The sequence below is a fragment of the Enterococcus sp. AZ063 genome, assembly GCF_051715045.1.
GTDB lineage: Bacteria > Bacillota > Bacilli > Lactobacillales > Enterococcaceae > Enterococcus_D > Enterococcus_D casseliflavus.
Genome location: NZ_JBIOTA010000001.1, coordinates 2420478 through 2444978, shown reverse-complemented (window position 1 = coordinate 2444978; position 24501 = coordinate 2420478). Strand labels below are relative to the sequence as shown.

Sequence of the window (24501 nt, the reverse complement as noted above, 5' to 3'; positions counted from 1 at the left end):
CAAGCGGAGTTGAAACCAAAGCACACGTTGCTTGAATGCTATCAGCAGTTTAGCGACGAGTATATCGATCAGCATAGGTTGATATACATTGGGCATGGTTGGAAGAGTGACCTGCATATTGTGGAGAGGTTAAGGAGGTATGGATGTGGTACCTAGACACATATCACAACCATTCTATAAGTCTAAGGCATGGCGTAACTGTAGAGCAGGATATATTAAATCAGTTGGTGGATTGTGTGAGAGATGTATAAAGAAGAACAAGATCGTCAAAGGATATATAGTCCATCATAAGCAACACCTAACAGAGGAGACTATACATGATCCAGATGTATCACTGGCATGGAGTAACTTAGAATACTTATGTCTTGATTGTCATAATAAAGAACATTTTGAAAAAGAAAAAATAATTAATGATGATGTAATGTTCGATGGCAACGGCAACCTTATCCCCCGTTCGAATCGAAAAAAATAAATCGGTTAGGAATCGGGGATGGAACTCCGAAAAACACACAGGGTAATTTCATATAACCCCCACCCCAAAAGAAAGGAGGATTTAGATGGACGATAAGAAGAGGAAGCGTCTAGTAACGAACGAGATAAAGCGACTAACGGATATCTTCAAGGAAGTTGATAGTAAGAAGCAACGAACAATTAAGGGTTTGATTGAAGAATCAGCGTTTATGAAAGCAACGCTGCTCGAATTAAAAGAAATCATTCAAAATGAAGGCGTAATTAACGAAATGCCGCAAGGTGAGTACTCAATCATGCGTGAACACCCTGCTTTGAAGTCATACAACACAACTATCCAACGATATACGACAGTTACTGAGAAACTTCTTGGCTTGTTGCCTAAAGATGCTCCTAGAAATGACGATGGTTTATCTGAATTCAGCGCCTTTCTAAGCGAGAGGGCGGATTGATGTGGACTATCGAGAAACGAACATTTTCAAATACTGGAAAAGCTTCAGGCAAAATGGCGGAAGCATAGCAGTCTCTTTAAAGATATTCAAACTATATAAAAAACTAGTCGCTGATCTGCAAAATACAGAAAGCGACTATTATTTTGATCCAAAACGTGCGAAACACCCGATTGACTTCATAGAAAAGTTTTGCCACCCGTCAAAAGGGAAGCAAGCGAACAAGCCTTTGAAATTGATGCTTTGGCAAAAGGCAATGATTGAAGCGATATTTGGATTTGTGGATATCGAGGGCAATAGAAAGTATCAGCGAGTATTTCTACTCATAGGTCGTAAGAATGGTAAGTCGGCAATCGCTTCAGCAATCGGACTTTACATGATGATTGCCGATCAGGAAAACGGTTCTCAGATTTTGGCAACGGCTGCTAAGAAAGATCAAGCGAAAATCATTTGGCAAGAAGCGAAATTGATGGTTAAAAAATCACCAACGCTTAGAAAAATGATTAAAGCTAGAGTGGCCGACATGGTAGCCGAATTTAACGACGCTGAATTTAAACCTTTGGCTAGTGATTCGGATAGTTTGGACGGGTTAAACGCTCATTGCTCATTGATGGATGAAATTCATTCGTGGAAAGGGCGTGGCGGACGTCCACTGTATGACGTAATCGTTGATAGTATGTCCGCTCGTGAACAACCTTTGATTTTGATCACTACAACTTCTGGTACAACTCGTGAAGACATCTTCGATGAACTTCGGGAGGAAATGGGAGATATCATTGATGGATGGGATAATGCTGAAGGTTATCATGACGATCGCACAATTCCATTCATGTACGAATTAGACGATCCAGAGGAGTGGCGAGACGAAGAAATGTGGGTCAAAGCTAATCCGGGAATCGGCGTTATCAAGAAATTGCAATCATTAAAGGAAAAAGTTGACCTTGCGAAACAAAATCCTCGTATGGTGCGCAACATGCTTTGTAAAGAGTTCAATATTAATGAATCCGATACTGACGCATGGTTAAGCTTCAACGATTTCAACAATGAATCAACCTTCAATGTGCTTGAACTCAAGCCAAGGTATTTTATTGGCGGTATTGACTTGTCAGCAACCACTGACTTAACTTGTGCGACTGCAATATTTGGCATCAAGGACGAGCCTAACAAGCTTTATGTCATGCAACAGTACTTTATGCCAAGTGACTTGTTCGAAGAGCGTATGAAGGACGATAAGGTGCCATACGATAAGTGGAAAGACCAAGGAATTATCACTCTTTCCGGTGACAGTAAAGTGGATTACAAGGATATAACAAAGTGGTTCTTGAAAATGCAGATGGAATACGATATTTATCCATTCAAAATTGGGTATGATGCTTGGAGTTCGGGATATCTGATCGATGAATTGAAGAATGCGTTTGGACCCTCTGTTCCTGAAGCAGTTTACCAAGGATTCAAATCTCTCTCTGCTCCTATGAAAGCGTTGGGCGCTGATTTAATGAGTGACAATATCAATTACAACAATAACGGGTTATTGAAATGGTGTATCTCTAACACACGTATAAAAACGGACGAGAATGCCAATATAAAACCTGTTAAGGGCAACAATCCGAGAAAACGTATTGATGGTTTGGCAAGTCTTTTGGACGCTTATGCAACCTATGAGCGCTATATGGAAGAATACCTTGGATTGATTTAGAAAGGGGTGATTTTTGTGGCAGAAGAAAAGAATCACGGAAATGTGACAATCCACTTAAAGATTAAGAAAACAATTTATTTGAAAATCTTACAAATTAAAATTGTTAGTTTCTTTAGCAAGAAAAAAGCACAAGAAATGTACAACAATTTAAATGGCAACGACTTTGTTAAATTGAAGTCGACCAAATAGGCTACCGCCTTTAATAGAAAGGGGTGAGAAATTGAAATTATTTAATCGAAAAGTAAACGAAACTCCGAAAACTGTAACGAAGTTTCAAATGATTGACGAACCTAGTTCTGGATTTGTTGGATTTAGTGGGAATGTTTATGAAGCCGATATTGTGCGAAGCGCTGTGCGACCACTTGCAAATGCAGTTGGGAAGACAGTGCCTAAACATAGGTTTGGTGACAAGATTAATCCTAATATTGCTGTATCGATGGTGCTTCAGGAACCCAACGCCTTAATGAGCATGCAAATGCTGCTCGAAAAAACGATTTGGCAATATCGGGTAAATGGGAATGCCTTTATTTATGTGGAAAAAGATGATAACGGAAAGCCTATTGCGCTTTATCCAATCGTTTCTCACTCTCTGGAGTTATTAATTAGCCCTAGTGGCGAGTATTTCATTAAGTTCGTTCTACGTGATGGCAAATCCTATACCTTTAGATATCGGGACCTCATTCACATTAGGAATGACTTTACTTCAAATGAAATATTGGGTGATAGTCTAGCACCGTCACTTTTGCCACTGCTTGAAGTGGTCCAAACAACCGACCAAGGGATCATAGCAGCGATTCGAAACTCAAACGTTGTTAAATGGCTGCTTAAATTCAATCAAACATTGCGGCCTGAAGATATCAAAGAAAATACGAAGCAGTTTGTTGAAGATTTTCTTCGGACAGATTCAGAAGGTATTGGAGCCGCTGGTGTCGATTCTAAGGCTGATGCAGTTCAGGTGCAACCTTATTCATATGTTCCTGAAAAAGAACAGTCAGCCGCAACGAGACAGCGTATTTTAGACCTTTTCAACTCCAATGATTCAATTATTCAATCTAATTTCACTGAAAACCAGTGGATTGCCTATTATGAAACTCAAATCGAGCCAGTGTTGATCCAACTATCAGATGGATTTACAAAGGCTTTTTTTAGTAGGCGAGAAAGAGCATTGGGTAATTCAATTATGTTTGAATCCAACAATCTTCAATTTGCAAGCATGCAAACGAAGTTACAAATGGTTGGCTGGCTAGATCGTGGTGTGATGACTGTGAATGAATATAGAACAATTGCATTGGGATTAGAGCCTGTCGAAGGTGGAGATATGCGCTTACTTCGAAAAGACACTGACAGAATTGGGCAAAACAATATAAGAGAGGGGGGTGCAAATGAAGAAGATTCAGCTTAAAGGCGATGTCGTTTCCGACAATGTGGGTAAATTGTTCGATTGGTTTGATTTAGATTCAATTTATCCGGGAAACGTCAAACGGGCATTAGAAGACGCTGGAAGTGAAGATGTAGAAATTACATTGACCACAAACGGTGGATCTGTATTTGCCGGACAAGAGATTTACGACATTATTAAAAACCACGAAGGCAAAACGACTGTTAAGTTAAGTGGTTTGGTGGCCAGTATCGGTACATTGATTACCTGCGCATTTGATGAGGTGCTTGTAAGTCCAGTAGCTACGTTTATGATCCACAATCCAACGTTAGCTGATGTTAGTGGCGAGAAAAAGGATATGGAAAAAGCGGCTCAACTATTAACGACCGTTGAAAATTCTTTGCTAGATGCTTATGTAGCAAAAACAGGACTAGACAAAGAAGGCTTGGCAGATTTAATGGCCAAAGAAACATTCATGACCGCACAAGAAGTAATTGATTATGGATTTGCTGATGGAATGGTTGAAGATTCAGAAAACGAGTTGCTTTTAGTAGCTGGTTTTGAGAATTTAGCCAATTCGTCATTTATCAAAAAACTACAAAATATGAAGGACAAAGAAGAGCGGGATTTGGCAGAAGCTAAATTGCGTTTTTTGCGTTTCAAGGAGGATAAAAAATGAATTTCGAAGAAATCCAAAAATTATTAGAAGAAGGCAAGACAGCAGAAGCAAACGCAGCATTGGATCAACTGATGAAAGACAATCCAGAAGCTAAAGCGATCTTTGAAGAACCAAAGACAGAAGCAGTGGAAAACAAATCACTGGAAAATAAAAAACCAGAAGAGGTGGCAAATTTGAAAAAAGTCGGAGAAGTGAAAGATGTGGCAACACCAAAATATGAAGATGTATTTGCGAAGATTTTAATGGGTCGTGAACTTGATCCGCAGGATAAAGTTGCTTACGAAAAAGTAAACAATGCTGCGTATACTCACCAAGTAGCAAACCAACCTATTTTGATTCCAGAAACAACTATGGCTGGAATTTTGGGCATGATCGAAGAGCAACATCCATTTTATGGAGCGATTCGCAAATTGAATGTTCGAGGTAATCTGACAATCAAGCAACATGTTTCTATTGACGCAGGGGATGCAGACTTTGTCGATGAAGGCACTCCAGCAGAAGACGAGAAAAACACATTTGCTGAAATCACCTTGACTGGATTTGAAGTAGCAAAACTTGTCCGTGTTTCATTCAAATTAGAAGCTATGTCTATCGAGGAATTCATTCCTTATATCCAAGCTGAAATTGCTGATCGTGTAGGACGTACCTTAGGTAAAGCTATTTTCACTGGAACTGGTGTAAAACAACCTAAAGGTGTTTTGACGGTATTGTCTGAGCAATCAGGAACTCCACAAGTTGTGACTGCAACTGATACTATCAAATATGCAGATCTTACCAATTTACGTTCTAAATTAGTCTCTCAATTTGCTGCAGGTGCTAAATTTTATGCTAAATCTACAACTGTATGGAACGATTTGGCAACAGTAGTAGATGGTACTGGTCGACCTATCTTCATTCGAGAAGTAGTTGATGGTGGTGTGGGTACTATTTTTGGCATTCCAGTTGTAGAAGATGATGGTGTTCCAGCGGGCGAAGTTGTATTAGGCAACCCAGCTGCAGGTGTGGTACAAAATACAAACGAGCCATTCTCTATCCAAACTGAACGTAGTGTAGTAGATCGTGAAACTCGCTATCAAGGGTACACAGTACTTGATTGGGCTGTAACTTACACTCAAGCGTTTGCTCATTTGAAAGTAACAGCGGGGGAGTAATTTCCCCTACTTCGTTAGGGGTAGCCGACTTAGAAAAGCCGACTAGTGACAATACTGTTGTGGAAATAAAAGCCTATTTAGATACGGTTGGTATTTCTTACAAATCCAATGCTACTAAATCAGAATTATTGGAATTGGTAGGTGAATAGATTGGAAAGTAATTTGTTAGATAACCTAAAAAAACATATCCGATTAGAGGAGGGCATGGATGATTCTATGCTCTCTTTTTATGCTGAAGCAGCGAAACGATACGTAAAAAAGAAAATCGGCTATGAGCAAGAGTATTTAGAAATCATGGTGACAACCGTCATGTTTGAACACCGACTTTCATCTGATGATCTCAAAGAAGCGTTGATGGCTCTAGAACCTATTTTCGCTTTGGAGGTGTTGACTGATGAGCCTACTTAATGATTTACAGTGGATCGCTGAGTTACAAAAGATTGAAGAACTCGTAGATGACAACGACAGACCTGTCGAAGTTAGAACGAAAGTTCGTGATTTGTACTATATAGAAATCGGTATAACGGCAGAAGAAAAATACCTATCACAGCAAGCCAAGACGGACGTTGTAAGGCGCATTAAATGCCGTTGGGATAAATCTATCACAGAGAAAACAAACGGCGTTAAAATCGACGGTGTTGCGTATAACATAGCACGCATTTATACGCTGCCAAAGAGTAGGGAAATGGAGTTGAGTTTGACGTATGTTAATTAATTTGGATGACTTAAAAACCGCCCTCAAATCAACAAACTTGCCAGTTACTCGTGATAAAGCAGCGAGAGGTACAAACTATCCGTATATCGTTTATTCAAATGTTAGCAATGGCAAAAAAATGGCTTCTTCAAAAGTCCATAAACGAACGCCTTATTATCAAGTGTCATTATTTACGGCAGGTACAGAACAAGATTTAAGAGTTCTGGAACTAGCTTTGGAAAATGCCGGTATACTTTATACGGATTTTATAGGTATCCAAGGCGATGAAAACGATGATACAATCACAAATTTTTATACTTATGTGAGGTGTGTTGAAGATGCCTAGTAACAAAAACGGATTTGCTGAAATGTCAGATATATTGGGCGAGTTGAGTAGAGTAGATCCTGTCAAAGTTTCTTTGGAATCATTGGAAGAAGCCGCAAACTTCTATGTCGACAAAATGTTGCCACGTATACCTAAAAGCTTAATGAAAAGAAAGCATATGCGAGATCAAATAAAAGTTGTGGTCGAGAAGGACAGAGTAAGAGTTGCTTTCGAAGATACAGCATATTATTGGCGATTCGCAGAGAATGGAACCACTAATCAAAGGGCACAGAATTTTGCTAGTGGGACTTACGAACAGAACAAAAATAAAATCGAAGAAATCATGACTCAGAAAATCATGGATCTTTGGGGAGGTAATTAATTTGGGCAAAACAGATGTATTGTATTTTGAAGGCCTTGAAGACATCTTGATCGCTATGATGTCTCCTGCTGCACAAGATGGCGTAAATAAAGCGCCAGAATATAGCGAAATTGTAAGACTACCTATCGCTACTAAGTTGGCTGTAAAAGGGAACGGTTCAACGTTAGAAAAATGGGCATCAAGCAAGATGTTCCGCCGTGTATCACGAGAAACAAAACACGAATTAGGATTGGATCATGTGGGCATTCCGATTGATGTCATGGATGAATTGAAAGGATTAATCGCTCAAAGCGGTGTAACCTTCTCGAAAAATATCGCTCGTGAATTCCCGTTTTTTGCATTTGGATTTATCGGCAAAATCGAAGGTGGCGGTCGGAAAGCAGTCTGGTATCCGAAAACTCAGTTATCTAATGTAATTGATGAAGAGTACGCAACTGAAGAAGATGAAACAAAGATCGATGATGTGACGGCAAACTTAGTAGCAACTGCCTTGAATTATAACAACGTTATGTATTCAAGCTTTGATTCAAATAGAACTACTGGATCAATTGAATTGTTCGAAAAATTCATTGCTCAACCAATCTATTCTGAACAGCAATGGCAAACAATTGTTGCAGCTATTCCTCCAGTAGGTGGTGGCGAGTAATGGCTAGATTAGTTGACTACGGAATTAATATTGACGACTTAGGAAACTCTCGTGTGGTTAATATTAAAGGGCATGACTTTCCCGTTGTATTTACAATGGAAACGATGGAATATATTGCAGATGTATATGGGGAAGATTACTCGAAATTTGAAAATGACATGAATCTTTTGATCAATAAAAGTGACGGGGAAATTAATTCTCGTAACTTGACACCTGCAGATTTAAAAATCATGCGTTCGTTGATTTATGGAATGCTACGTACTGGTGGTTTAGAAGAAGATCCTCAAACTATTTTCAAATTTTTAGGTATGAACGGCGATGTATTACAGGCTTATGGCGCATGCATGGAAATTTTTAGTAATCAAAAGTTTCAGGTTGAAGACTTAAAAAAATCGAAGAAGCCACAAGATTATCAAACTCCTCAAAAGAAAAAAGGAAAAAACAAGAAGAAACACAAGAGATAGGAACTCCATGGAGCTTCTATCTCTATGTTGCCCTCACTCTACTTAATTGGAGTGAGGAATTTTTTTTAAAAGCAACACCTAACTTGTGGCTTAAATCTTATATCCAGTGGTTGAAAAGTAATACGGAGTTTGAACCACCGGAAACGAGAACAATGGATCAAAGCCCTTGGTGGTAGGAAAGGAGTGCTAAGATGGCCGTAAGAGAGGTAGACACAGTCTTGAATTTCAAGACGAATGGAGAAGTCAATTACTCTAAAACGATCAAGGAAATCAATCGTGAAATGAACTTAGCAGCTACTGAGTACAAAAACCAAGTGTCTGCTATGGATAAAGACGCAACGGCAACTGAAAAGCTAACTGCTGCGAAAAAGAAACTCGAAAATCAATTATCGCTCGCTGAAAAGCGAACAGAACTTTTGCGTGAACAATATGAAAAATCGGTTGAAGAAACTGGCAAGTATTCGGCAGAATCTGAAAAACTTTATAAGAAGATGCTTGAATCTGAAACTGGCCAAAACAAATTAAAAGCCGCTTTGGATGAAACAAATGAAGCGTTAAAAGAACAAGGTGATGTATCTATTGATACAGCCAAAAAGTTACAAAAAATCGAAGAAGCTGGTGAAAAGGTTTCTGATGTCGGCAAGAAGATGTCAATTGGCGTTACAGCTCCAATCGTGGCTGCCGGAGCGGCGGGGCTAGCTGCATTCTCAGAAGTTGATGAAGCGCTAGATACGATCATAACCAAGACGGGAGCAACCGGCGATGTTGCTGACAGTTTGGCAACTTCGTTTGAAAATGTTGGCTCAAACACTCACTTAGAGCTACAAACGGTCGGAGAAGCAATTGGAGAAGTGAATACCCAATTTGGTTTCATGGATAAAAAATTAGAGGATTCGACCAACTATATTCTTCAATTTGCTGAAATTAATGGCACAGACGTTTCTCAATCCGCTATCTATGCAAGACAGGCGATCGAAGCCTATGATTTGTCCTATGATGATTTGAACAAAGTGTTAGATGTTACAACAAAAACGTCTCAAAATACAGGTCAAGCAGTAGATAGTCTGTTTGATTCGGCTATCAAAGGTGCCCCGCAAATCAAACAGCTAGGTCTAAGTTTTGGCGAGGGTGTTACTTTGATGGGTCAATTCGAACAAGCCGGTGTTGATGGAAATGCAGCATTGAGTAGTTTATCGAAAGCTACGGTTGCCTATGCTAAAGACGGGAAATCTCTGTCTGAGGGTTTAGGTGAACTTCAAGATAAAATTAAGAATGCTAGTTCAGAAACTGATGCAATCAACGCAGCTGCAGAAGTTTTTGGTACCAAAGGCGGTCCGAGAATGGCAGATGCAATTCGAAGAGGAACGTTAAACCTAGAAGACTTGGCAAAAATCGCCGATGAAAGTCAAGGTTCGGTGGGAGAAACATTTGAAGCCACGCTAGATCCAATTGATAAGTCTAACCAAGCGATGAACAATGCGAAATTAGCTTTAGCTGGCGTAGGTGAATCCGTCCAAATCAGCTTATTACCTTTCTTTGAAATAGCGATTGATGCTTTGAAGAGTTTTAAAGGCTGGTGGGATTCTCTGGATCAAGGCACGAAGACTTGGATTATAACCATAGCAGGTATCATTGCTGCAGTTGGTCCTGTATTAGTTGTTTTAGGAACGCTAATGAGTTCGGTTACCAAAATCGCAACTGGAATAAGGGTTTTACAAGGAGTATGGTCTGGAATGACGGCATTACTAGCAGCAAATCCTTTTGTTCTGGTAATTGCCGGTATTGCTTTGCTCATAGCAGGGTTAGTTCTTGCCTACAACAAAGTGGAATGGTTTAGAAATGGAGTTAATGCATTTTTCCAAGGCGTTTCTGATATAGCGGTGGAAGTATTTAATTTCATGGGCGGATATATTAGCAATATTTTCGGAGGAATCATACAAAATTTCCAAAACTTTTTCGATGCAGGCAAGAGAATTTTCACCGGATTTATAGATTTTATAACTGGCATATTTACAGGTGATTGGGAACGAGCTTGGAATGGTGTTGTAAATATTTTTGGCGGTATCTTTGACGGTATTGCAGCCATGGCAAAGGCGCCATTCAATGGAATGATTGGATTAATCAATGCTTTTCTAGGTGGTCTCAATAACATTAAAATTCCGAAATGGGTTCCTGGTGTTGGTGGAAAAAGCTTTAGCATTTCTACTTTGCCTTATTTGGCAGATGGCGGTCATGTACTGAATGGCCAAGCGATCGTAGGTGAAGCAGGTCCCGAATTGCTTACGAATAAAAACGGTAAGACAACCGTTACTCCATTATCAGATGAAGAAAAACGCAAAGGTATTGGTGGTAAAGTACAGCCTTCCAAAGTGGAACAACATATCCACATTGGCAATGTAGACGCAAATAACCCAAGCGAGCTAAACAAAATGAATCGTAAAATTTACCAAGCAAGCAAACAAGCACTTGGTGGAGTGGGAGGGTGATAGGAATGTTCATGGATGCTGATACACCGAATTTTATATTCAAAGGAATCAACGCAGTTATGGATATGGATTGTATTATCGAAACTGAACTTCCTGAGATCTCTCCAAACAAACGCTACGAAGAAATCACTGTACTAGGACGAAGCGGATCGTTACACGAAACATTTGATGATTATGAACCTTACAATCTTGAAGTCGAATCAATCACAGTCCCTTATGATCGCTTGCGTGAAGTAAAACGATGGTTGCGAGGTCGTGGGCAGTTGATTACTCATAATGATTACAATACCTATCGAGACGTTATTTGCATGATGGATTCCCCTACTGAGTTTGAAAACGAGTGGGGGTTTTTCTATACCTTCGATTTAACCTTTCGATGCCAACCTTTTAAACGGAAAGTTAATGAGCAATCATTGCCATTCGCTACTTCACTTGTTTTTCATGATCCGGGCGATGAAACAGCAAAACCTTACCTTGAATTGAAACCAACAGGCGGCAACGTCAAACTGACAATCAACAATACTTCGTTGACGATTACAAACAGCAGTACCGAAGTAATCAAAGTCGATTGCGAACACGGAAAAATTATTCAAGGTTCGAAAACACTTTTCAGCAAAGGAGAATGGCCGTTGGTTCGTCCGGGAGAAAACAAACTGACTACCACAGGTGTTTCTAGCGGCACAATTTTAAGAAGGAGCGTGTATTTGTGAGTTTAGTTTATGTTTATGAAGAAATGCCAGCGGACTTAGAAACGAACGGTCACGCTTTGATCGATTGGGCTGATTTACCTGAAATCAACCGTATTCTAAATGGTGACTATACTTTTTATGGCAACTATTCATTAGATGGTCAAAATGTGGAATATCTCAAAGAAGATAACTTCATTCGTGCAGAAGATGAAGACGGCAAGATGAAATACTTTGAGATTAAAAAGGTAACAAAAAATCTCAATTCTTTCTCTATTACTGGACGAGCGATCGGTTACATGTTGAGTCGGAATTTCATTGAGAGTAGTTTCACTCAAAATGGTACTGGATCAATTATCATGAGTAGATTAAAGGCTGCCCTAGCATTTGAGCAGCCTTTTTCATTTGAATCAGATATTCAAACTGTCCACCAATTCACTGTAAAACAGACTAATCCAGTTGATGCTGTGATTGGTTCAAACAATGGTAACGAGAATCTAGCGAGTATCACTGCTGGCGAATTGGATATGGACAACTATCGTTTTAGATTGCTATCTCGAATCGGGAAAGACAATGGCTATCGTGTTGATTTAGGAGTGAACCTAGAATCGATTGAGGAAGAGATAGACGGCAACTATTACAATAGCTTGTATTTAATCGGCGGGGTGCCAGAACGCGATTACGATGAAGATAAAGAGCCTATCACGTACAAATATCTCGAATTGACAGGAGTAACTGACAAAAACCGCCGCATTGGTAAATACGAAAATTCAGAACTAACCACTGTTGCAGATTTGAAAAAATGGGGTCAAACAAAATTTGATGTCGATCGGGTACATGAGCCTTCAATCACTCATACGGTTTCAATGGTCCAACTTGAGCATACATTGGAATACAAAAAAGATGCCGAAGACGGTAACGATGAGAAAAGTCAGGAAGAAAACATTTATGAACAAATAGCTAAACTTCATTTCGGTGATACTTGCTATTGTACGGTTGCAAAATTAGGCATTGAAGTAGCCGAACGAATGATTGAGTACACTTGGTACCCAACGCTTGGCAAATACAAGAGCGTGACTTTAGGCAATGATATCGAGTTCTACACCAATGCAACGGCAACCGAGACGGCAAAGCTTCGTCAAAAGGTTGAAAGTCGCACTGAATTGCTGGTTGAAGCCGTTCGAAATGCTTCTAGTTGGATCACTGGAACAAAAGGTGGCTACGTTCGTATGCGACCTGAAAAGGCGCCTAGTGAAATCTTAATCATGGATAAGCCGTCTGTTGCAGATGCTCAAAAAGTTTGGCGATGGAACTTAGGTGGACTAGGATATTCGAAAAACGGTGTGAATGGTCCTTATGGATTGGCAATGACTCAAGACGGAGCGATTGTGGCTGACTTTATCACTGCAGGTATTCTATCAGGCATCCTCGTTCAAGGGGTGGCTTTGAAGACATTAGATGATGAAGACTTCCAAGTTGTGGTTGAAGGTGGAAAGGTTTCTTTTGAAAAACAGGTTGTTTCTACTGGATTAGATGATGTTCATGGAGAATCATTAGGAGCGATTACTGCTACTTATGGCGCTAACAAGAATATCAATGGATTTGCTATTTGGAAAGAACCGAATTACATCTTTTCAATCAATACTGGCGATGGCGATGGAAAATCAGTTGCAGTCTTTCAAATTCCAAAAGAAAGTACACCTGACGCACCGTTATATAGACTTAGCGGTGAAGGGACTTTTCGTAATGGGAAAATTACGTTTGAAGACGATGTGGTATTTAATGCAAACGTTGAATTCAAAGGACGTGTCGATGCAAAAGAAATCTATATCGGCGGTCAAAAGGTTATCCCTGGTCAAAATGGTGGACCTTCACCGGGCGGTGGAACAGGCACTGGCGGCTATCCTCCTGAACTAACAACCGATGCTGAGAAATTCGCTTGGGATTGGTGGAGTTACGCATTGGCAAACGGATACTCAGAAGAAGCCACAGCCGGTATTTTGGGCAATATCCAAGGTGAAGTTGGCGCTTCAATGAATCCGAACACTGCGCAAGTAGGCGGTCCTGCTTTTGGTTGGGTCCAATGGGATGGCTCGGCATATCCATTAGTTGGATCACCAACCTATGACGGACGAGAATACGTGCAACGCTTGATGGTTGCCGCAAATATCAAAGATGATTACACATCTTCGTTAGCACAAGCAAAATTGATTGAGTGGTGTATGTACAACGGACAATGGATCGGACAAGTTCCACCAACTAGCGTTGCCGGATTTAAAGCTATCACTAATGTAGAACAAGCCGCTACAGCATTCGAATTAAACTTTGAAAGACCAGCCGCAGCACATCCCGAAAGACAAGGCTTTGCAAGGACATGGTACAACAAATTACACGGGCTAAAAGCTTCGCAAGAAGTCGGCGCAGCTGGTTTAGCGCATTTAGAAACATTAGTTGGTCGAAGAATCGGGAACGGTCAGTGTTACGCCGCTTCAGCAGAGTATAGCGGATTCCTTGGCGGTTGCGGCTTAGGCGCAGGCACACGCTATGGATTAACTCATGTTATCGGCAATACAAGTGCTGCAAGTGATATCGGGATAGCCTATGACTGGGCAGCTGTTGGTTGGTCTGTGATTCTTAACCCAACCTACGATCAATTAGTTGTCGGTGCGATTATCAATATCACCAGAGGAGCATTGTGGGCAAACTGGCCAACAGTAGATGATACCTATGGACATACTGGAATCATTCGTGACTTAGAAAATGGACGCATTCAAACGTATGAACAAAACACGGAACAAGGAATGATTATAGGGAAATTCGACCGGCAGTACACAAGCCCTGCAGGTATTTCATCTATCGTTATTCCGCCGAAATAATTTTTAGGAGTGATGGATTTGGCTACAATCACATACAAATTAATGCTATCGACAACAGAAGATAATTTAGTTGGTGAAGTTAAAGTACGACAAGCTGATGACGAAACACAGTTATTTGAGGTAACTGTGCTAGAGAATGGAACAATTAAAAATTTCGCAGGGTTAAAACCATTTTTTTGTCTTATGGCAAGAGAAATTACAGGGCAAGGAGTATCAGAAGAACCGGTAACCGCATACGATGGTGCGAAAGGCGCTTTAAAATACACATTATCAGCGAATGCAATGCAGATGGTAGGACGAAATGAAGCTTACTTCAGTTTCAGGAAAGAACTTTCTAACGGCGAATGGATCGAACAATTTAGTACTAGATCATTTTTCTATACAGTTGAGAAATCTATTTATACACAGCCATTTAAAGATTCAAACTATTGGTGGACGTTTAAAGAATTGTATCGTAAGTTTTTGGATTACCAAGATTCGGGAAAAATTTCTTGGGAAGAGTTCGTGGAACAAAACCGCGAAATATTGGAAAGTGTTGACCCCGGCGGTGTAATTTTGACAGAATTAATTGATGCACGAGATTCCGCCGATGGGGTCACTCATCCTAATTTAAAAGCAAGATTAGATGATAAAGAACAGGAATTTAACGCGCAATTGGCACAAAATGCGAAAAAGTTAGGTGGATGGGTTGATGTAACTGAGAAACCCTACAATGCCAAAGGAGATGGAGTCGCTGATGATACAGTAGCTATACAGTCAGCTATAAATTATGTGAATTCAATAGGTGGAGGTAAAGTTGTTTTAAATGGTTTTAAATTTTTAATATCATCTACACTAACATTATATGATAATGTCATCCTTGTTGGATTAGGTATGAACGTTACGTCTATAATAACGAACGAAAATACTTTTAACGCAATAACAGTAGTTTCAAATGCTCGTGGTGTACAAATAATGGATTTGGATATCACATCTTTAAAAGGTATAGGCACTTCTAACACTGCTATTTCACTGAATTTATCAAACGGTGGAGCAGAACAACTATTTTTAAATGTTAAAATCAATCAGTTTTACTATGGGATAAGAGCTGGGAATGTTTGGTGGGGTAACATTCTTCAAAATGTGAAAATAAATGAATGTAATACATCTGTAAGCATACAATCAAACGGTCAATCCATTAATAACACATTCATTTATGTATATAGCAACGCATCTGATTTAGGTTTTCAATTGGCGGGAGTTACAAGATTGAACTGCATATCTTGTAATTTTGGGGGGAGAAACGACAGAACCGCTCGATATATGACATTAGATTCAAATTGTAGACAGATTATCTTTGATAGTTGTAATTTTGAAAGTATATTATCTCCTACTGACGCTTTGCTTAATTCGCCAATTTTAATCCGATCAGGAAGCGTAGTTAAGTTTATTGGTTGCGGATTCGGCCCCACTTCAACGGTAGGTGATGTTGAAGGGTTTGAAGTTTTCGTTAAAGATACAGCAAGTGTAACATTTGAATCTTGTAGTCAAGGTGGATCACTATCTAACATAAAACACGTTGGGATCACGAGCGGGACAAAAGTCATTAGTTTAGACGGGTCATTTCCGCAATCTGTTGTTGACAAAAGTGGTTCTGGTTCAACAAGTAAAATTATAAATCCATCTAAGGAACGCTTTGAAGTAAGCAAAGTTATTGATTTATCGGGAAATTATCAAAAGCAACTTTTATTCTGCCCAAATAACAATGGTAGGATTACAAATATAAAGCTAATATATACTGAAGCAACAAGTGCTGATGTTGGAGTGCAAATAAAAGTTATGAGTGAAGTAGCCCCATACATCACAACATACCTTGATACTATTAGCGAAACAAATAAAACGATAAACTCAGTAGTTAGCTTTACTCCAGCATTGACAAATTTTAATGCAAATAACCCTATATTTGTATCTACACCTGGCGGAAAAATTGGTGCGGGTGAAGTTGTAGTTCAAGTTGAGTATGTATCGTTATAACCTTCGTGTTGTCATAAACATTCGAGTTGGTGATTTAGCAACATAAGCTAATACTGTCGGAAAAAAGTAAATATTGATAAATCCCATTATAAATGATATTGTTTTATAATGGGGGTTATCTCAATGAGATTTATTATATTAATTATGTTTTCGCTAAGCTTAGGTACAATATTTCAAATTCCTTTTGGTTCGAGTAGTTATAACCTTCAATATTCTGAAATTGCATTAGTAATTGGATATTTAATGGTTTTTTTAAAAGCAGTATCAACTCACGATAATAGTTTTAAAATCGAAAAAAACGATATTAATATTTTGTTTATATGGTATACTTGCTTTTTATACTCTTTATCGATTTTCTATTGGTCAGAGTATGGGATATCAACGATTCCAGGAGCGTTAAGTATATTAGTGGGATTAATGACATACTTTTTAGCTACTCAATATAAAGGTAATTATATTAAAGGGTATATTATAGGCAATAGGGTTTTTATGCTTAGTTTGGCTATTCAGTTATTTTTTAATGGATTTATTAACTCAGATACTTCTTTGGTGGGGTTTTATGCTATAAAAGAACAAGCATCTACACTATTAGGGAACTCTAACTATATTTCTATTTATCTTTCATTTGTTTTTTTGTATGAAATAATTGCTCGTGAAAAGAAATGGATCATTTTTTCTGTCATTAGTTTTATAGGAATATTCATTACCTTGTCCAGAGCCGCATTTCTTTCAATCGCTATTTCTCTGATAGTATATATGATTTTACTTCTTTTCAATAGAAATCTAAAGAAGACAAAATCAATAATAATATTAAGTACAATGGGAGTTTCGGTTTGGTATTTTTTAAACAACTCAACGTTAGGAATGGAATTAATTAACGGTGTAAAATATGCATTAACAAGCGGTAACACAGCAGGTAGAAACATTCTCTGGAGTATGGCAATTCAACAAATTAAGGATAACCCATTTGGTATTGGCGTTATTACGAATTTTGATCCTCATAATTTAGTATTAAAATCTTTTAGAGATTTAGGTATATTATTTGGGTTAATATATATGTTTATCCTTATAAAGCCTTTGTTTAGTTTTTTGAATTTAAGAGTTTTTATGTATAATAGACGGATAATTGCTGCTTTATTAGCTTATTTATCCGTAGTAGTACATGCTATGTTTGAAATATTTTATTTTAATTCATCATCAATCATTTGGACTGCCTTGACTTTATTTTTTATTAAAGAACTGATAAGGAACGAAAGACAAAAATCAAACGAGAGTATTACGAAAATTGCATAAATTCGTTCACATATTTGGAACGGTTAATACGTTACCAACTGTCTTTCGGAGGATAGTCATCGTCATCGTCTTCCTCAGAAGTAGGATCACTTTCGAGTAGGCTTTTGTAAAAATTCCAAGCTCTATCGAAAAAGTCAAGATTCAATAAGTAAGTTATTATGCCCAATATAATAGAAGTTAAAATTAATATTAAAAAAGTTTTCATTTTCCCCACTTCCTTTTTCAATAATTATACTATTGATTGCTAAATAAAGGGAAGTGCTAACGTAACAGTTGGCTAGCAAAATGCTTGTTGATGTACCAGAAATTTTAAGCGCTCATTGAACCATAAGGCGCGGTAAATGAAAGTATCAATGAAAGCTAGAGACTAACTTCGGTTGGTCTCTTTTAACTTGCGGAAAGGAGAATAATGAAACGTCATAATGTCATGAGAGTAGGCTGTTTAGGCTTGCTCTTATTTTGGTTGTCCGCTTTTTTGGCTAATCGTGTTGTGGATTATATTTTAGGGAAGTAGGTGGCATATGTGGGATAAAACCAGAAGTTTGTGGCTTAGATTTGCAAGGATTGTGATTCTGAAGTGGTATAGCATCGGACTAGCCGTAGTGAGTTTCTGCTACGGTTTGATTCTGTTTAAGAACCCAGAAATATTAATTAGTTATGAAATGTATGAGACGTTAAATGAAATATTTGATCAGCGTATAATCAGCAGCTCTTTCATGATTCTTGGCGCAATGAAGTTGTTTGGTGTGTTTACAAATAATCGAGTAATTAAAAGAGTTAGTCTTTCGCTTCTTGTCGGACTATGGCTAGTATTCAGTACTTCTTTCTTCTTCAATGGCCCTCCTAATACAGTGGGGATCTTAACCTTTGGGTATGCTTGGATTGCCCTAGGTATCGCAGTTAGGGAGGTTTTGGAATGAAGGATAGTTGGTTGGATAGTTGGTTGCCTGTTTTAACAGGGGTGATCGGTATTATAGGAACGACTATTGCGAATAGAATAGACTTCCGAAGTGTGGTTCGAAAAGGTGAACTAGAGAATAAGAAGGCTGAGATTGAAAACAAAGATGATGTCTATGCTGGTTGGAAGACTTTATACGATGCGCAACTTAAAGAGAATATCACACTAAAAGAAGAGTATGAAAAAACACGTCTACAAGTTTTTACTCTGCAAGATGAATTCAATAAGTTGAAAATCAAACTTGATACAATTGAGCATACATTTGCCGAAAAAGAGCAAGGTTATTTGTTGCAAATTGAAAAGTTGGAAACTAAGTGTGATGAGTTAGAAGAAGAAAACGAAATGCTGAAGATACAATTGAAAGGTGGAATTTAGATGGAAGCATTACAAGAAGCATTGTTAAACTTGTTGATTGTTGTGGTTGGTTTGGTGGCAGCATTTATTGGCCAAAAGGGTTCAGAGTACTTGAAGAAGAAAGGTGTCTTAGCTCAGTTGGAAAGCAAGAAAAACTATGTGGCGATCGTTGTATCAGCAGTTCAGCAAGTATACGCAGAAGCAAATGGAGATGCTAAGTTGCAAGAAGCCAAGGCTCAGTTAGTAGACTTGTTTAACAAGAACGGGATCAAGTTCACTGAAGACGAGCTGAATCTATTAATCGAATCAGCAGTAAAAGGGATGAAAGATGGCGTTGACCAAGGAGTGGCTGAATAAGCCGCTCTTTTTTAATTTAGAAAGGATGATATAAATGAGTTTCATCAAATACGAATATATCAGAATCAACAAGTTTTCTCGTCCAGGAATCAAGAACTATGGTATCAAAGGAATTATCATGCATTACACGGCTAACAATGGCGGTACTGCCCGAAATCACAAAGACTACTTCAACAATCTGAATGGCGTTTATGCTTCCGCTCATTTGTTTGTAGATGACAATGAAGCTATTTGTATCATTCCGTTAGACGAAGTCGCTTACCATGCAAACGATACGGTTAGATACAATTCTGATGGATCTATCTACAAACCTTTGTATTCGCAAATCGGCAATGCTAATTATGGGGCTATTGGCGTGGAGATGTGCTTGGATAGAAATGGAAATATCACTGAAAAAACATTCCAGAACACCGTTAAAGCTGTCAAAGAATTGATTGCAAAATATCCAAATGTCGCTCGAAACAAGATTTGGCGCCATTATGATGTTACTGGCAAGAACTGCCCAGCTCCATGGGTAGCCAAACCGAGTGAGCTAGAACGTTTCAAGGATGCGGTATTTGGCAAGACTAACGGTTCTAATTCAGCAGCTAAACCTAGTACGCCATCTGCAAAACCAAGTACGCCAGCTACTAAGCCAAGTTATATTACCTTGTCAGTAGATGGCAAGTTTGGTCCAGCTACAGCAAGACGGCTGCAGCAATATTTTGGGACCACTCAAGATGGTGTTATCAGCCACCAGTATAAGCAAAAGTACAATCAAAATGTTTATGCTGCACAATTTGATAAGACTCTAAAAGGGTCTAACGTAATCAAAGCGTTGCAAAAAACATTGGGCGTTACGCAAGATGGGTTGCTCGGTCAAGCAACAATCAAAGCATTGCAGAAACGATTGGGTACCACACAAGACGGCATTATCAGCTCAACATCTGACATGGTCAAAGCATTACAACGAGCATTGAACAACAACAAGCTTCCTTGGTAAACAAATACCCTCTTACTCTTAGTTGAGTAGGAGGGCTTTTTTGTTGCTCTAATTTCCACCGGGCTTATAATTAATGCTTGGATCATATTTACGTAATATTTTGTCTTGTGTCCTAACATGATCAAAAATATAGTTTTCGCCTTCGATTTTGAAGACAAACGCTATTTCCTCTGGATAGCCGCTGTAGCTTGAGGGAACGGTGAAATAAGGCTTACCGAAGTTTTCCATAGTTTGCACGAATTGATCGTAAAAAAAATGTGCTGGTCCCATTCGTTGAATGAACTCGTAATAGTATCTTTCTAGTGCATACGTCCGTTTATCTGCAAGTGGTATTTGCATGTTGATCATCCTTTTCCAGAAATTGATCTATTGTATTCTTTCATCTTTTCTTTACTGATGCTAAATTTATGGTTGCACTCTTGACATGTCACCGAAGCATTTTTGGCGAACAAAGGAGCAATAAGTGAAGCTAACATTATAATTCCTCCAAGTGGAATTACTACAAACCACCCAATGACTGGTATCCAAATGCCTGTACAGATTAAAAGAAAACCCATTCCGAAACCAGCACAACCCGTTGCGCCTGCTGTTGTCACTTTCACTTTATTGCTTCCACAATTTGGACAAGTGACGATGCGTTGACCCTTGCTTTCCATGATACTCCTCTTTTCATTAATTTTTATATCTTTATTGTATCAGAAATAATTATCCTTACATATATTTTTGTGTATAATTAGATTACTACTATTATATGGATGGTATTCGATACAAAATAAAAATATTTGGCACATGTTTGGCACGAAATAAAAATATCCCTTATAATATAAGGGATTTAAGTATATATTAAACGTTCCCTGCCGGAATCGAACCAGCAACTAATCCTTAGGAGGGACTTGTTATATCCATTTAACTAAGGGAACACAATAGCTATATTTTACCTGTTATTCGTGTTTCTCGCAAGATGAGAAGGAAAAGAAAGGAAGAAAAACATGGTCAAACGATTGATAAGTGCAAACTATAGTGAAATCAAAGAAATGTCGGCGCAAGAATTGAAACAATCCATTAAAGCGAGCGAAGGACGAGTGATCGTCTGTGAAACGGTGGTTCAAACCATGCCGCAAGCTGGCGACATCACCAACGCAGAAGTCGCGGCAGCTTTTGGGGCTGACTTGATTTTGTTGAATGGCTTTGATTGTTATCGTCCAGCTATTTTTGGGATGCCTGGTATCACATTGGAGCAGCTGCTTGATCCTACACAGCCCATTGAAAATCCGATTCCTCAACTAAAACAACTGATTGGACGACCTGTCGGCATCAATCTTGAGCCGATCCCAGCTACGACGGAAATGATGAGTGAAAAGATCAGCATCAGTCAAGGCCGAACAAGTTCGGTGGACACCATCAAAAAAGCCCAAGAACTCGGGGTGGACTTTCTCTGCTTTACAGGCAATCCTGGAACGGGTGTGACCAACCGAGAAATCGCTAAAGCAGTAAAATTGGCAAAAGAACATTTCTCTGGTTTGATCATCGCTGGAAAAATGCACAGTGCCGGCTCAGATGAACCTGTGGTTGATCGAGAAGCCATCATTTCTTACGCTGAAGCTGGGGCAGATATTTTGTTACTGCCTTCCGTGGGCTCGATTCAAGGCTTTCTAGAAAAGGATCTGATCGAAGCTGTTCAAATTGCCAAACAATATGACTTATTGACGATGTCAGCGATCGGAACGAGTCAAGAGAGCGCGCGTCCAGAAACGTTGCGACAATTAGCCATTATCAACAAAACTTGTGGGGTCGATCTGCAGCATATCGGTGATGCTGGCTATGGCGGCATGGCACCGACCGAAAATATTTTCGAAACATCAGTTGCAATTAGAGGCATGCGCCATACGATCAATCGTGTCGGGCGTTCAATCAACCGTTAAATCAGAAAAAATTACTAGCGAAGGAAAACGGAGAATCGTTCTGCTTCGCTTTTTGCATTTTTTTCGCTAAGTTAGAAAGAAAGGAGGAAACACAAAATGAAACAAGCATTGATCATTTACGGAGGTTGGGAAGGACACGCCCCAAAAGAAACCAGTCAGTTTTACCAAACGTTGCTGGAGTCAGAAGGATATCAGGTGACACTCGCCTCAGATTTTGAACCTCTCTATCATAAAGAAGAATTAAAAAGGCTGGATCTGTTGATCATGAATTGGACGCGAGGAGAATTGCCTGATGAGCCGCTGCAAAATGTCACTCAGGCTGTAGCAGAAGGGTTAGGATTAGCAGGCGTTCATGGCGGCTTTGCCTCGGCTTTTCAAGCCAGTAAAGGCTGGTTGTTTCTGACTGGCGGCTGTTTTTTGGCACATCCTGGTGGATTGGAAACGACCTATAGCATCGATCTTACGACAGATCACTATATTACGGCAAATACGCAATCGATCCCTCAGTTGACGACGGAGCAATACTATTGTCTGGTTGATCCAGCCGTCACTGTGTTAGCTACCTCAACATTTGCCGCTAAAGATCATCCGAATGCAGCTAACCAAGAAGTCATACTGCCAATGATGTGGATCAAAAAATGGGGCAAGGGCAGAGTCTTTTTCCAATCCGTTGGACACAGTCTAAAAGAGCTAGAAGAGCCTACCATTCAGACTTGGACCAAACGAGGCTTTCTATGGGCCACCAGAAATACCTTGGCTGATCCGCTGAAAAATAGCCAGTATAGTGAGTAATCAGAAAAACGAATGAGGAAATAAACGCGTGCAATCGTTTTACTTTATGGAAGAAAATAAGCATGGTACACTTTATTTGTATTTGATTAAGCAGGAGGTAATGTGGAATGGGAAAATTTGGAAAAAGTTTTTTATCGCAGGTAATATCTGACGGAATCAAAGGACCATTTGTCACGATCATGCTCAATACGCATGTCGGCCACCAGAATGTCGAAAAGGATCAAATCAAATTTAAGAACTTTGCCAAAGATGCGAAGCGCCGCTTTGAAAAGAAATACCCAGAACATTCTTGGGATCTTTTTCAAACGAAAATTGATGAACTGCTTGCAGATCAATCATTTTGGCGTAACAGTACAACGAGTGTGGCGGTGATTATCACACCAGAAGATGTACTAGTTCATCGGTTAAGTATTCGTGTGGATGATCAATATTACGTAGGGGAAACCCCGTATGTATTAGCTGTCATCAAAAACGCACAATTTAATTACCCATTTTATCTCTTAGCGTTGAATCGCGATTCAATGCAAGTCTATCAAGTTGAAAACAATCAAGTGCGTGAAGTCGAGTTGCCAGAAGAGGCACCGACAACGATCGAAAAAGCGCTGGGGGAAGAAATCACTGGCGGCGGCAACTTTAATTACAGTGCCCAAGGTGGCCCTAACTCAGGAGGAGAAGGCGTCGCTTATCACGGCTTTAGTGCCAAAGATGAAGAAGTCGAGATCGATCACGTCAACTACTATCAAGCAGTTGATGCATTTTTTAAGAATGACTTTTCAAACGAAGAGCATTTACCAATGTATCTTTTTGCTTTACCAGAAAATCAAACGCTGTTTAAAAAAGTGGCAAAAACGAACTTTTTCAAAGCAGAACCAAGCATTTCCTCTTCACCAGCATCATTATCTTTGAAAGAGATCCAAACGTGTACGCAAAAGCTGATTGTGGAGTTGACACAAAAAGAAGTTGGGGAATACGGCAAGCTGTTGGATCGGAAATTTATTGACCAATTGGTTGATATCGTACCTGCAGCTAAAGAAGGCAGGATCGCCAATCTGTTTGTAGCGACTTCCAATCTCGCTGATGGGTTTGGAGAAGATCCTGACACGGAATACGATCGTCGCCAAGTGTTAAATACGCTGGCAATCGATGTTTTAGAAAACGGCGGCGAGGTATCTATTTTGGAACAAAAAGATGCCCCAGGAGAAAAAAGTTTGACTGCGATTTTGCGCTACTAAACGCAGTTGTGTCCTTCGTAAATAAATCGTTTCCAAAAAAGAAAAGACTGTTGCAGATCTTTAGTGCAGCAGTCTTTTTGCGAATCATAAAAAAATAAAGGCGTTTTCATTTTTTTTGATTTTCTATTAGTCATAAAGAAGATAATGTGCTATAATACAAAGTGTAGTTTTTGTTACGGTAAATTATGGTAGCTTGTTTCATCTTAAACATCTTCCAC

General features: G+C 39.2%; 25 protein-coding genes and 1 tRNA gene. 23 read left to right on the top strand and 3 right to left on the bottom strand.

Going from position 1 to position 24501, the window contains the following annotated elements; translation table 11 throughout:
* Positions 1 to 139 precede the first annotated feature (139 nt).
* The 20 genes from IGK61_RS11255 (at position 140) to IGK61_RS11160 (ending at position 20337) form a co-directional block, all read left to right on the top strand.
* Entirely contained in the window at positions 140 to 472 is a 333-nt protein-coding gene (locus IGK61_RS11255) for an HNH endonuclease (protein WP_156233202.1), read from the top strand.
* Positions 473 to 557: 85 nt separating this feature from the next.
* On the top strand, positions 558 to 920 hold the full coding sequence (locus IGK61_RS11250; RefSeq protein ID WP_257601796.1) for a hypothetical protein: 363 nt from the start codon (positions 558 to 560) through the stop codon (positions 918 to 920).
* Between the two features lies 1 nt (position 921).
* Positions 922 to 2613, top strand: a complete 1692-nt coding sequence (locus tag IGK61_RS11245) for a terminase large subunit (RefSeq protein ID WP_438844839.1) — start codon at positions 922 to 924, stop codon at positions 2611 to 2613.
* A 220-nt stretch (positions 2614 to 2833) separates the two neighbouring features.
* Positions 2834 to 4015: a phage portal protein gene (locus IGK61_RS11240; protein ID WP_223132570.1), complete on the top strand. Its 1182-nt coding sequence runs from the start codon at positions 2834 to 2836 to the stop codon at positions 4013 to 4015.
* Positions 3996 to 4670 (top strand): head maturation protease, ClpP-related, encoded by a 675-nt coding sequence (locus tag IGK61_RS11235; RefSeq protein WP_438844838.1) that lies wholly within the window; start codon positions 3996 to 3998, stop codon positions 4668 to 4670. Before IGK61_RS11240 ends, IGK61_RS11235 begins: the two co-directional genes overlap by 20 nt.
* The gene (locus tag IGK61_RS11230) at positions 4667 to 5821 is read left to right on the top strand and encodes a phage major capsid protein (protein WP_438844837.1); all 1155 of its coding nucleotides are present in this window, start codon (positions 4667 to 4669) and stop codon (positions 5819 to 5821) included. The genes IGK61_RS11235 and IGK61_RS11230 overlap by 4 nt, the downstream gene beginning before the upstream one ends.
* A 141-nt stretch (positions 5822 to 5962) precedes the next feature.
* Entirely contained in the window at positions 5963 to 6229 is a 267-nt protein-coding gene (locus tag IGK61_RS11225) for a head-tail connector protein (RefSeq protein WP_260603757.1), read from the top strand.
* Positions 6216 to 6536: a phage head closure protein gene (locus IGK61_RS11220; RefSeq protein ID WP_438844836.1), complete on the top strand. Its 321-nt coding sequence runs from the start codon at positions 6216 to 6218 to the stop codon at positions 6534 to 6536. Before IGK61_RS11225 ends, IGK61_RS11220 begins: the two co-directional genes overlap by 14 nt.
* Complete coding sequence (locus IGK61_RS11215) at positions 6526 to 6861, top strand: hypothetical protein (RefSeq protein ID WP_438844835.1); 336 nt, start codon at positions 6526 to 6528, stop codon at positions 6859 to 6861. The genes IGK61_RS11220 and IGK61_RS11215 overlap by 11 nt, the downstream gene beginning before the upstream one ends.
* On the top strand, positions 6854 to 7222 hold the full coding sequence (locus tag IGK61_RS11210) for an HK97-gp10 family putative phage morphogenesis protein (RefSeq protein WP_137264644.1): 369 nt from the start codon (positions 6854 to 6856) through the stop codon (positions 7220 to 7222). Before IGK61_RS11215 ends, IGK61_RS11210 begins: the two co-directional genes overlap by 8 nt.
* A gap of 1 nt (position 7223) precedes the next feature.
* Positions 7224 to 7868, top strand: a complete 645-nt coding sequence (locus IGK61_RS11205) for a major tail protein (RefSeq protein ID WP_438844834.1) — start codon at positions 7224 to 7226, stop codon at positions 7866 to 7868.
* Positions 7868 to 8332 (top strand): hypothetical protein, encoded by a 465-nt coding sequence (locus IGK61_RS11200; RefSeq protein ID WP_086269598.1) that lies wholly within the window; start codon positions 7868 to 7870, stop codon positions 8330 to 8332. The genes IGK61_RS11205 and IGK61_RS11200 overlap by 1 nt, the downstream gene beginning before the upstream one ends.
* Positions 8333 to 8523: 191 nt before the next feature.
* Complete coding sequence (locus IGK61_RS11195; RefSeq protein ID WP_438844833.1) at positions 8524 to 10818, top strand: phage tail tape measure protein; 2295 nt, start codon at positions 8524 to 8526, stop codon at positions 10816 to 10818.
* Between the two features lie 11 nt (positions 10819 to 10829).
* The gene (locus IGK61_RS11190; RefSeq protein WP_438844978.1) at positions 10830 to 11528 is read left to right on the top strand and encodes a phage tail protein; all 699 of its coding nucleotides are present in this window, start codon (positions 10830 to 10832) and stop codon (positions 11526 to 11528) included.
* A gap of 23 nt (positions 11529 to 11551) precedes the next feature.
* Positions 11552 to 14380 (top strand): phage tail tip lysozyme, encoded by a 2829-nt coding sequence (locus IGK61_RS11185; RefSeq protein ID WP_438844977.1) that lies wholly within the window; start codon positions 11552 to 11554, stop codon positions 14378 to 14380.
* An 18-nt stretch (positions 14381 to 14398) separates the two neighbouring features.
* Positions 14399 to 16393: a BppU family phage baseplate upper protein gene (locus IGK61_RS11180; RefSeq protein WP_438844832.1), complete on the top strand. Its 1995-nt coding sequence runs from the start codon at positions 14399 to 14401 to the stop codon at positions 16391 to 16393.
* A gap of 123 nt (positions 16394 to 16516) precedes the next feature.
* Positions 16517 to 17686: an O-antigen ligase family protein gene (locus IGK61_RS11175; protein WP_438844831.1), complete on the top strand. Its 1170-nt coding sequence runs from the start codon at positions 16517 to 16519 to the stop codon at positions 17684 to 17686.
* Positions 17687 to 18602: 916 nt separating this feature from the next.
* On the top strand, positions 18603 to 19019 hold the full coding sequence (locus IGK61_RS11170) for a hypothetical protein (protein ID WP_438844830.1): 417 nt from the start codon (positions 18603 to 18605) through the stop codon (positions 19017 to 19019).
* A complete protein-coding gene (locus tag IGK61_RS11165) occupies positions 19020 to 19355 on the top strand; it encodes a phage holin, LLH family (protein ID WP_195957136.1) in 336 nt (111 codons plus the stop codon).
* A gap of 34 nt (positions 19356 to 19389) precedes the next feature.
* The gene (locus IGK61_RS11160) at positions 19390 to 20337 is read left to right on the top strand and encodes a peptidoglycan recognition protein family protein (RefSeq protein WP_438844829.1); all 948 of its coding nucleotides are present in this window, start codon (positions 19390 to 19392) and stop codon (positions 20335 to 20337) included.
* Positions 20338 to 20385: 48 nt separating this feature from the next.
* On the opposite strand, the gene IGK61_RS11155 is transcribed toward IGK61_RS11160, so the two are convergent.
* The 3 genes from IGK61_RS11155 to IGK61_RS11145 all read right to left on the bottom strand — a co-directional run bounded on the left by IGK61_RS11155 (position 20386) and on the right by IGK61_RS11145 (position 21257).
* Entirely contained in the window at positions 20386 to 20676 is a 291-nt protein-coding gene (locus IGK61_RS11155; RefSeq protein WP_438844828.1) for a DUF5960 family protein, read from the bottom strand.
* 5 nt (positions 20677 to 20681) lie between these two features.
* Complete coding sequence (locus IGK61_RS11150; RefSeq protein ID WP_438844827.1) at positions 20682 to 20993, bottom strand: hypothetical protein; 312 nt, start codon at positions 20991 to 20993, stop codon at positions 20682 to 20684.
* A gap of 192 nt (positions 20994 to 21185) precedes the next feature.
* Positions 21186 to 21257 (bottom strand) — tRNA-Arg (locus tag IGK61_RS11145).
* A 69-nt stretch (positions 21258 to 21326) separates the two neighbouring features.
* On the opposite strand from IGK61_RS11145, the gene IGK61_RS11140 reads away from it, so the two are divergent.
* From IGK61_RS11140 to IGK61_RS11130, 3 genes are all read left to right on the top strand, one after another.
* On the top strand, positions 21327 to 22259 hold the full coding sequence (locus IGK61_RS11140) for a DUF7916 family protein (protein WP_074536761.1): 933 nt from the start codon (positions 21327 to 21329) through the stop codon (positions 22257 to 22259).
* Between the two features lie 96 nt (positions 22260 to 22355).
* The gene (locus IGK61_RS11135; RefSeq protein ID WP_074536760.1) at positions 22356 to 23051 is read left to right on the top strand and encodes a ThuA domain-containing protein; all 696 of its coding nucleotides are present in this window, start codon (positions 22356 to 22358) and stop codon (positions 23049 to 23051) included.
* Between the two features lie 107 nt (positions 23052 to 23158).
* A complete protein-coding gene (locus IGK61_RS11130) occupies positions 23159 to 24283 on the top strand; it encodes a baeRF6 domain-containing protein (RefSeq protein WP_074536759.1) in 1125 nt (374 codons plus the stop codon).
* Positions 24284 to 24501: the final 218 nt, after the last annotated feature.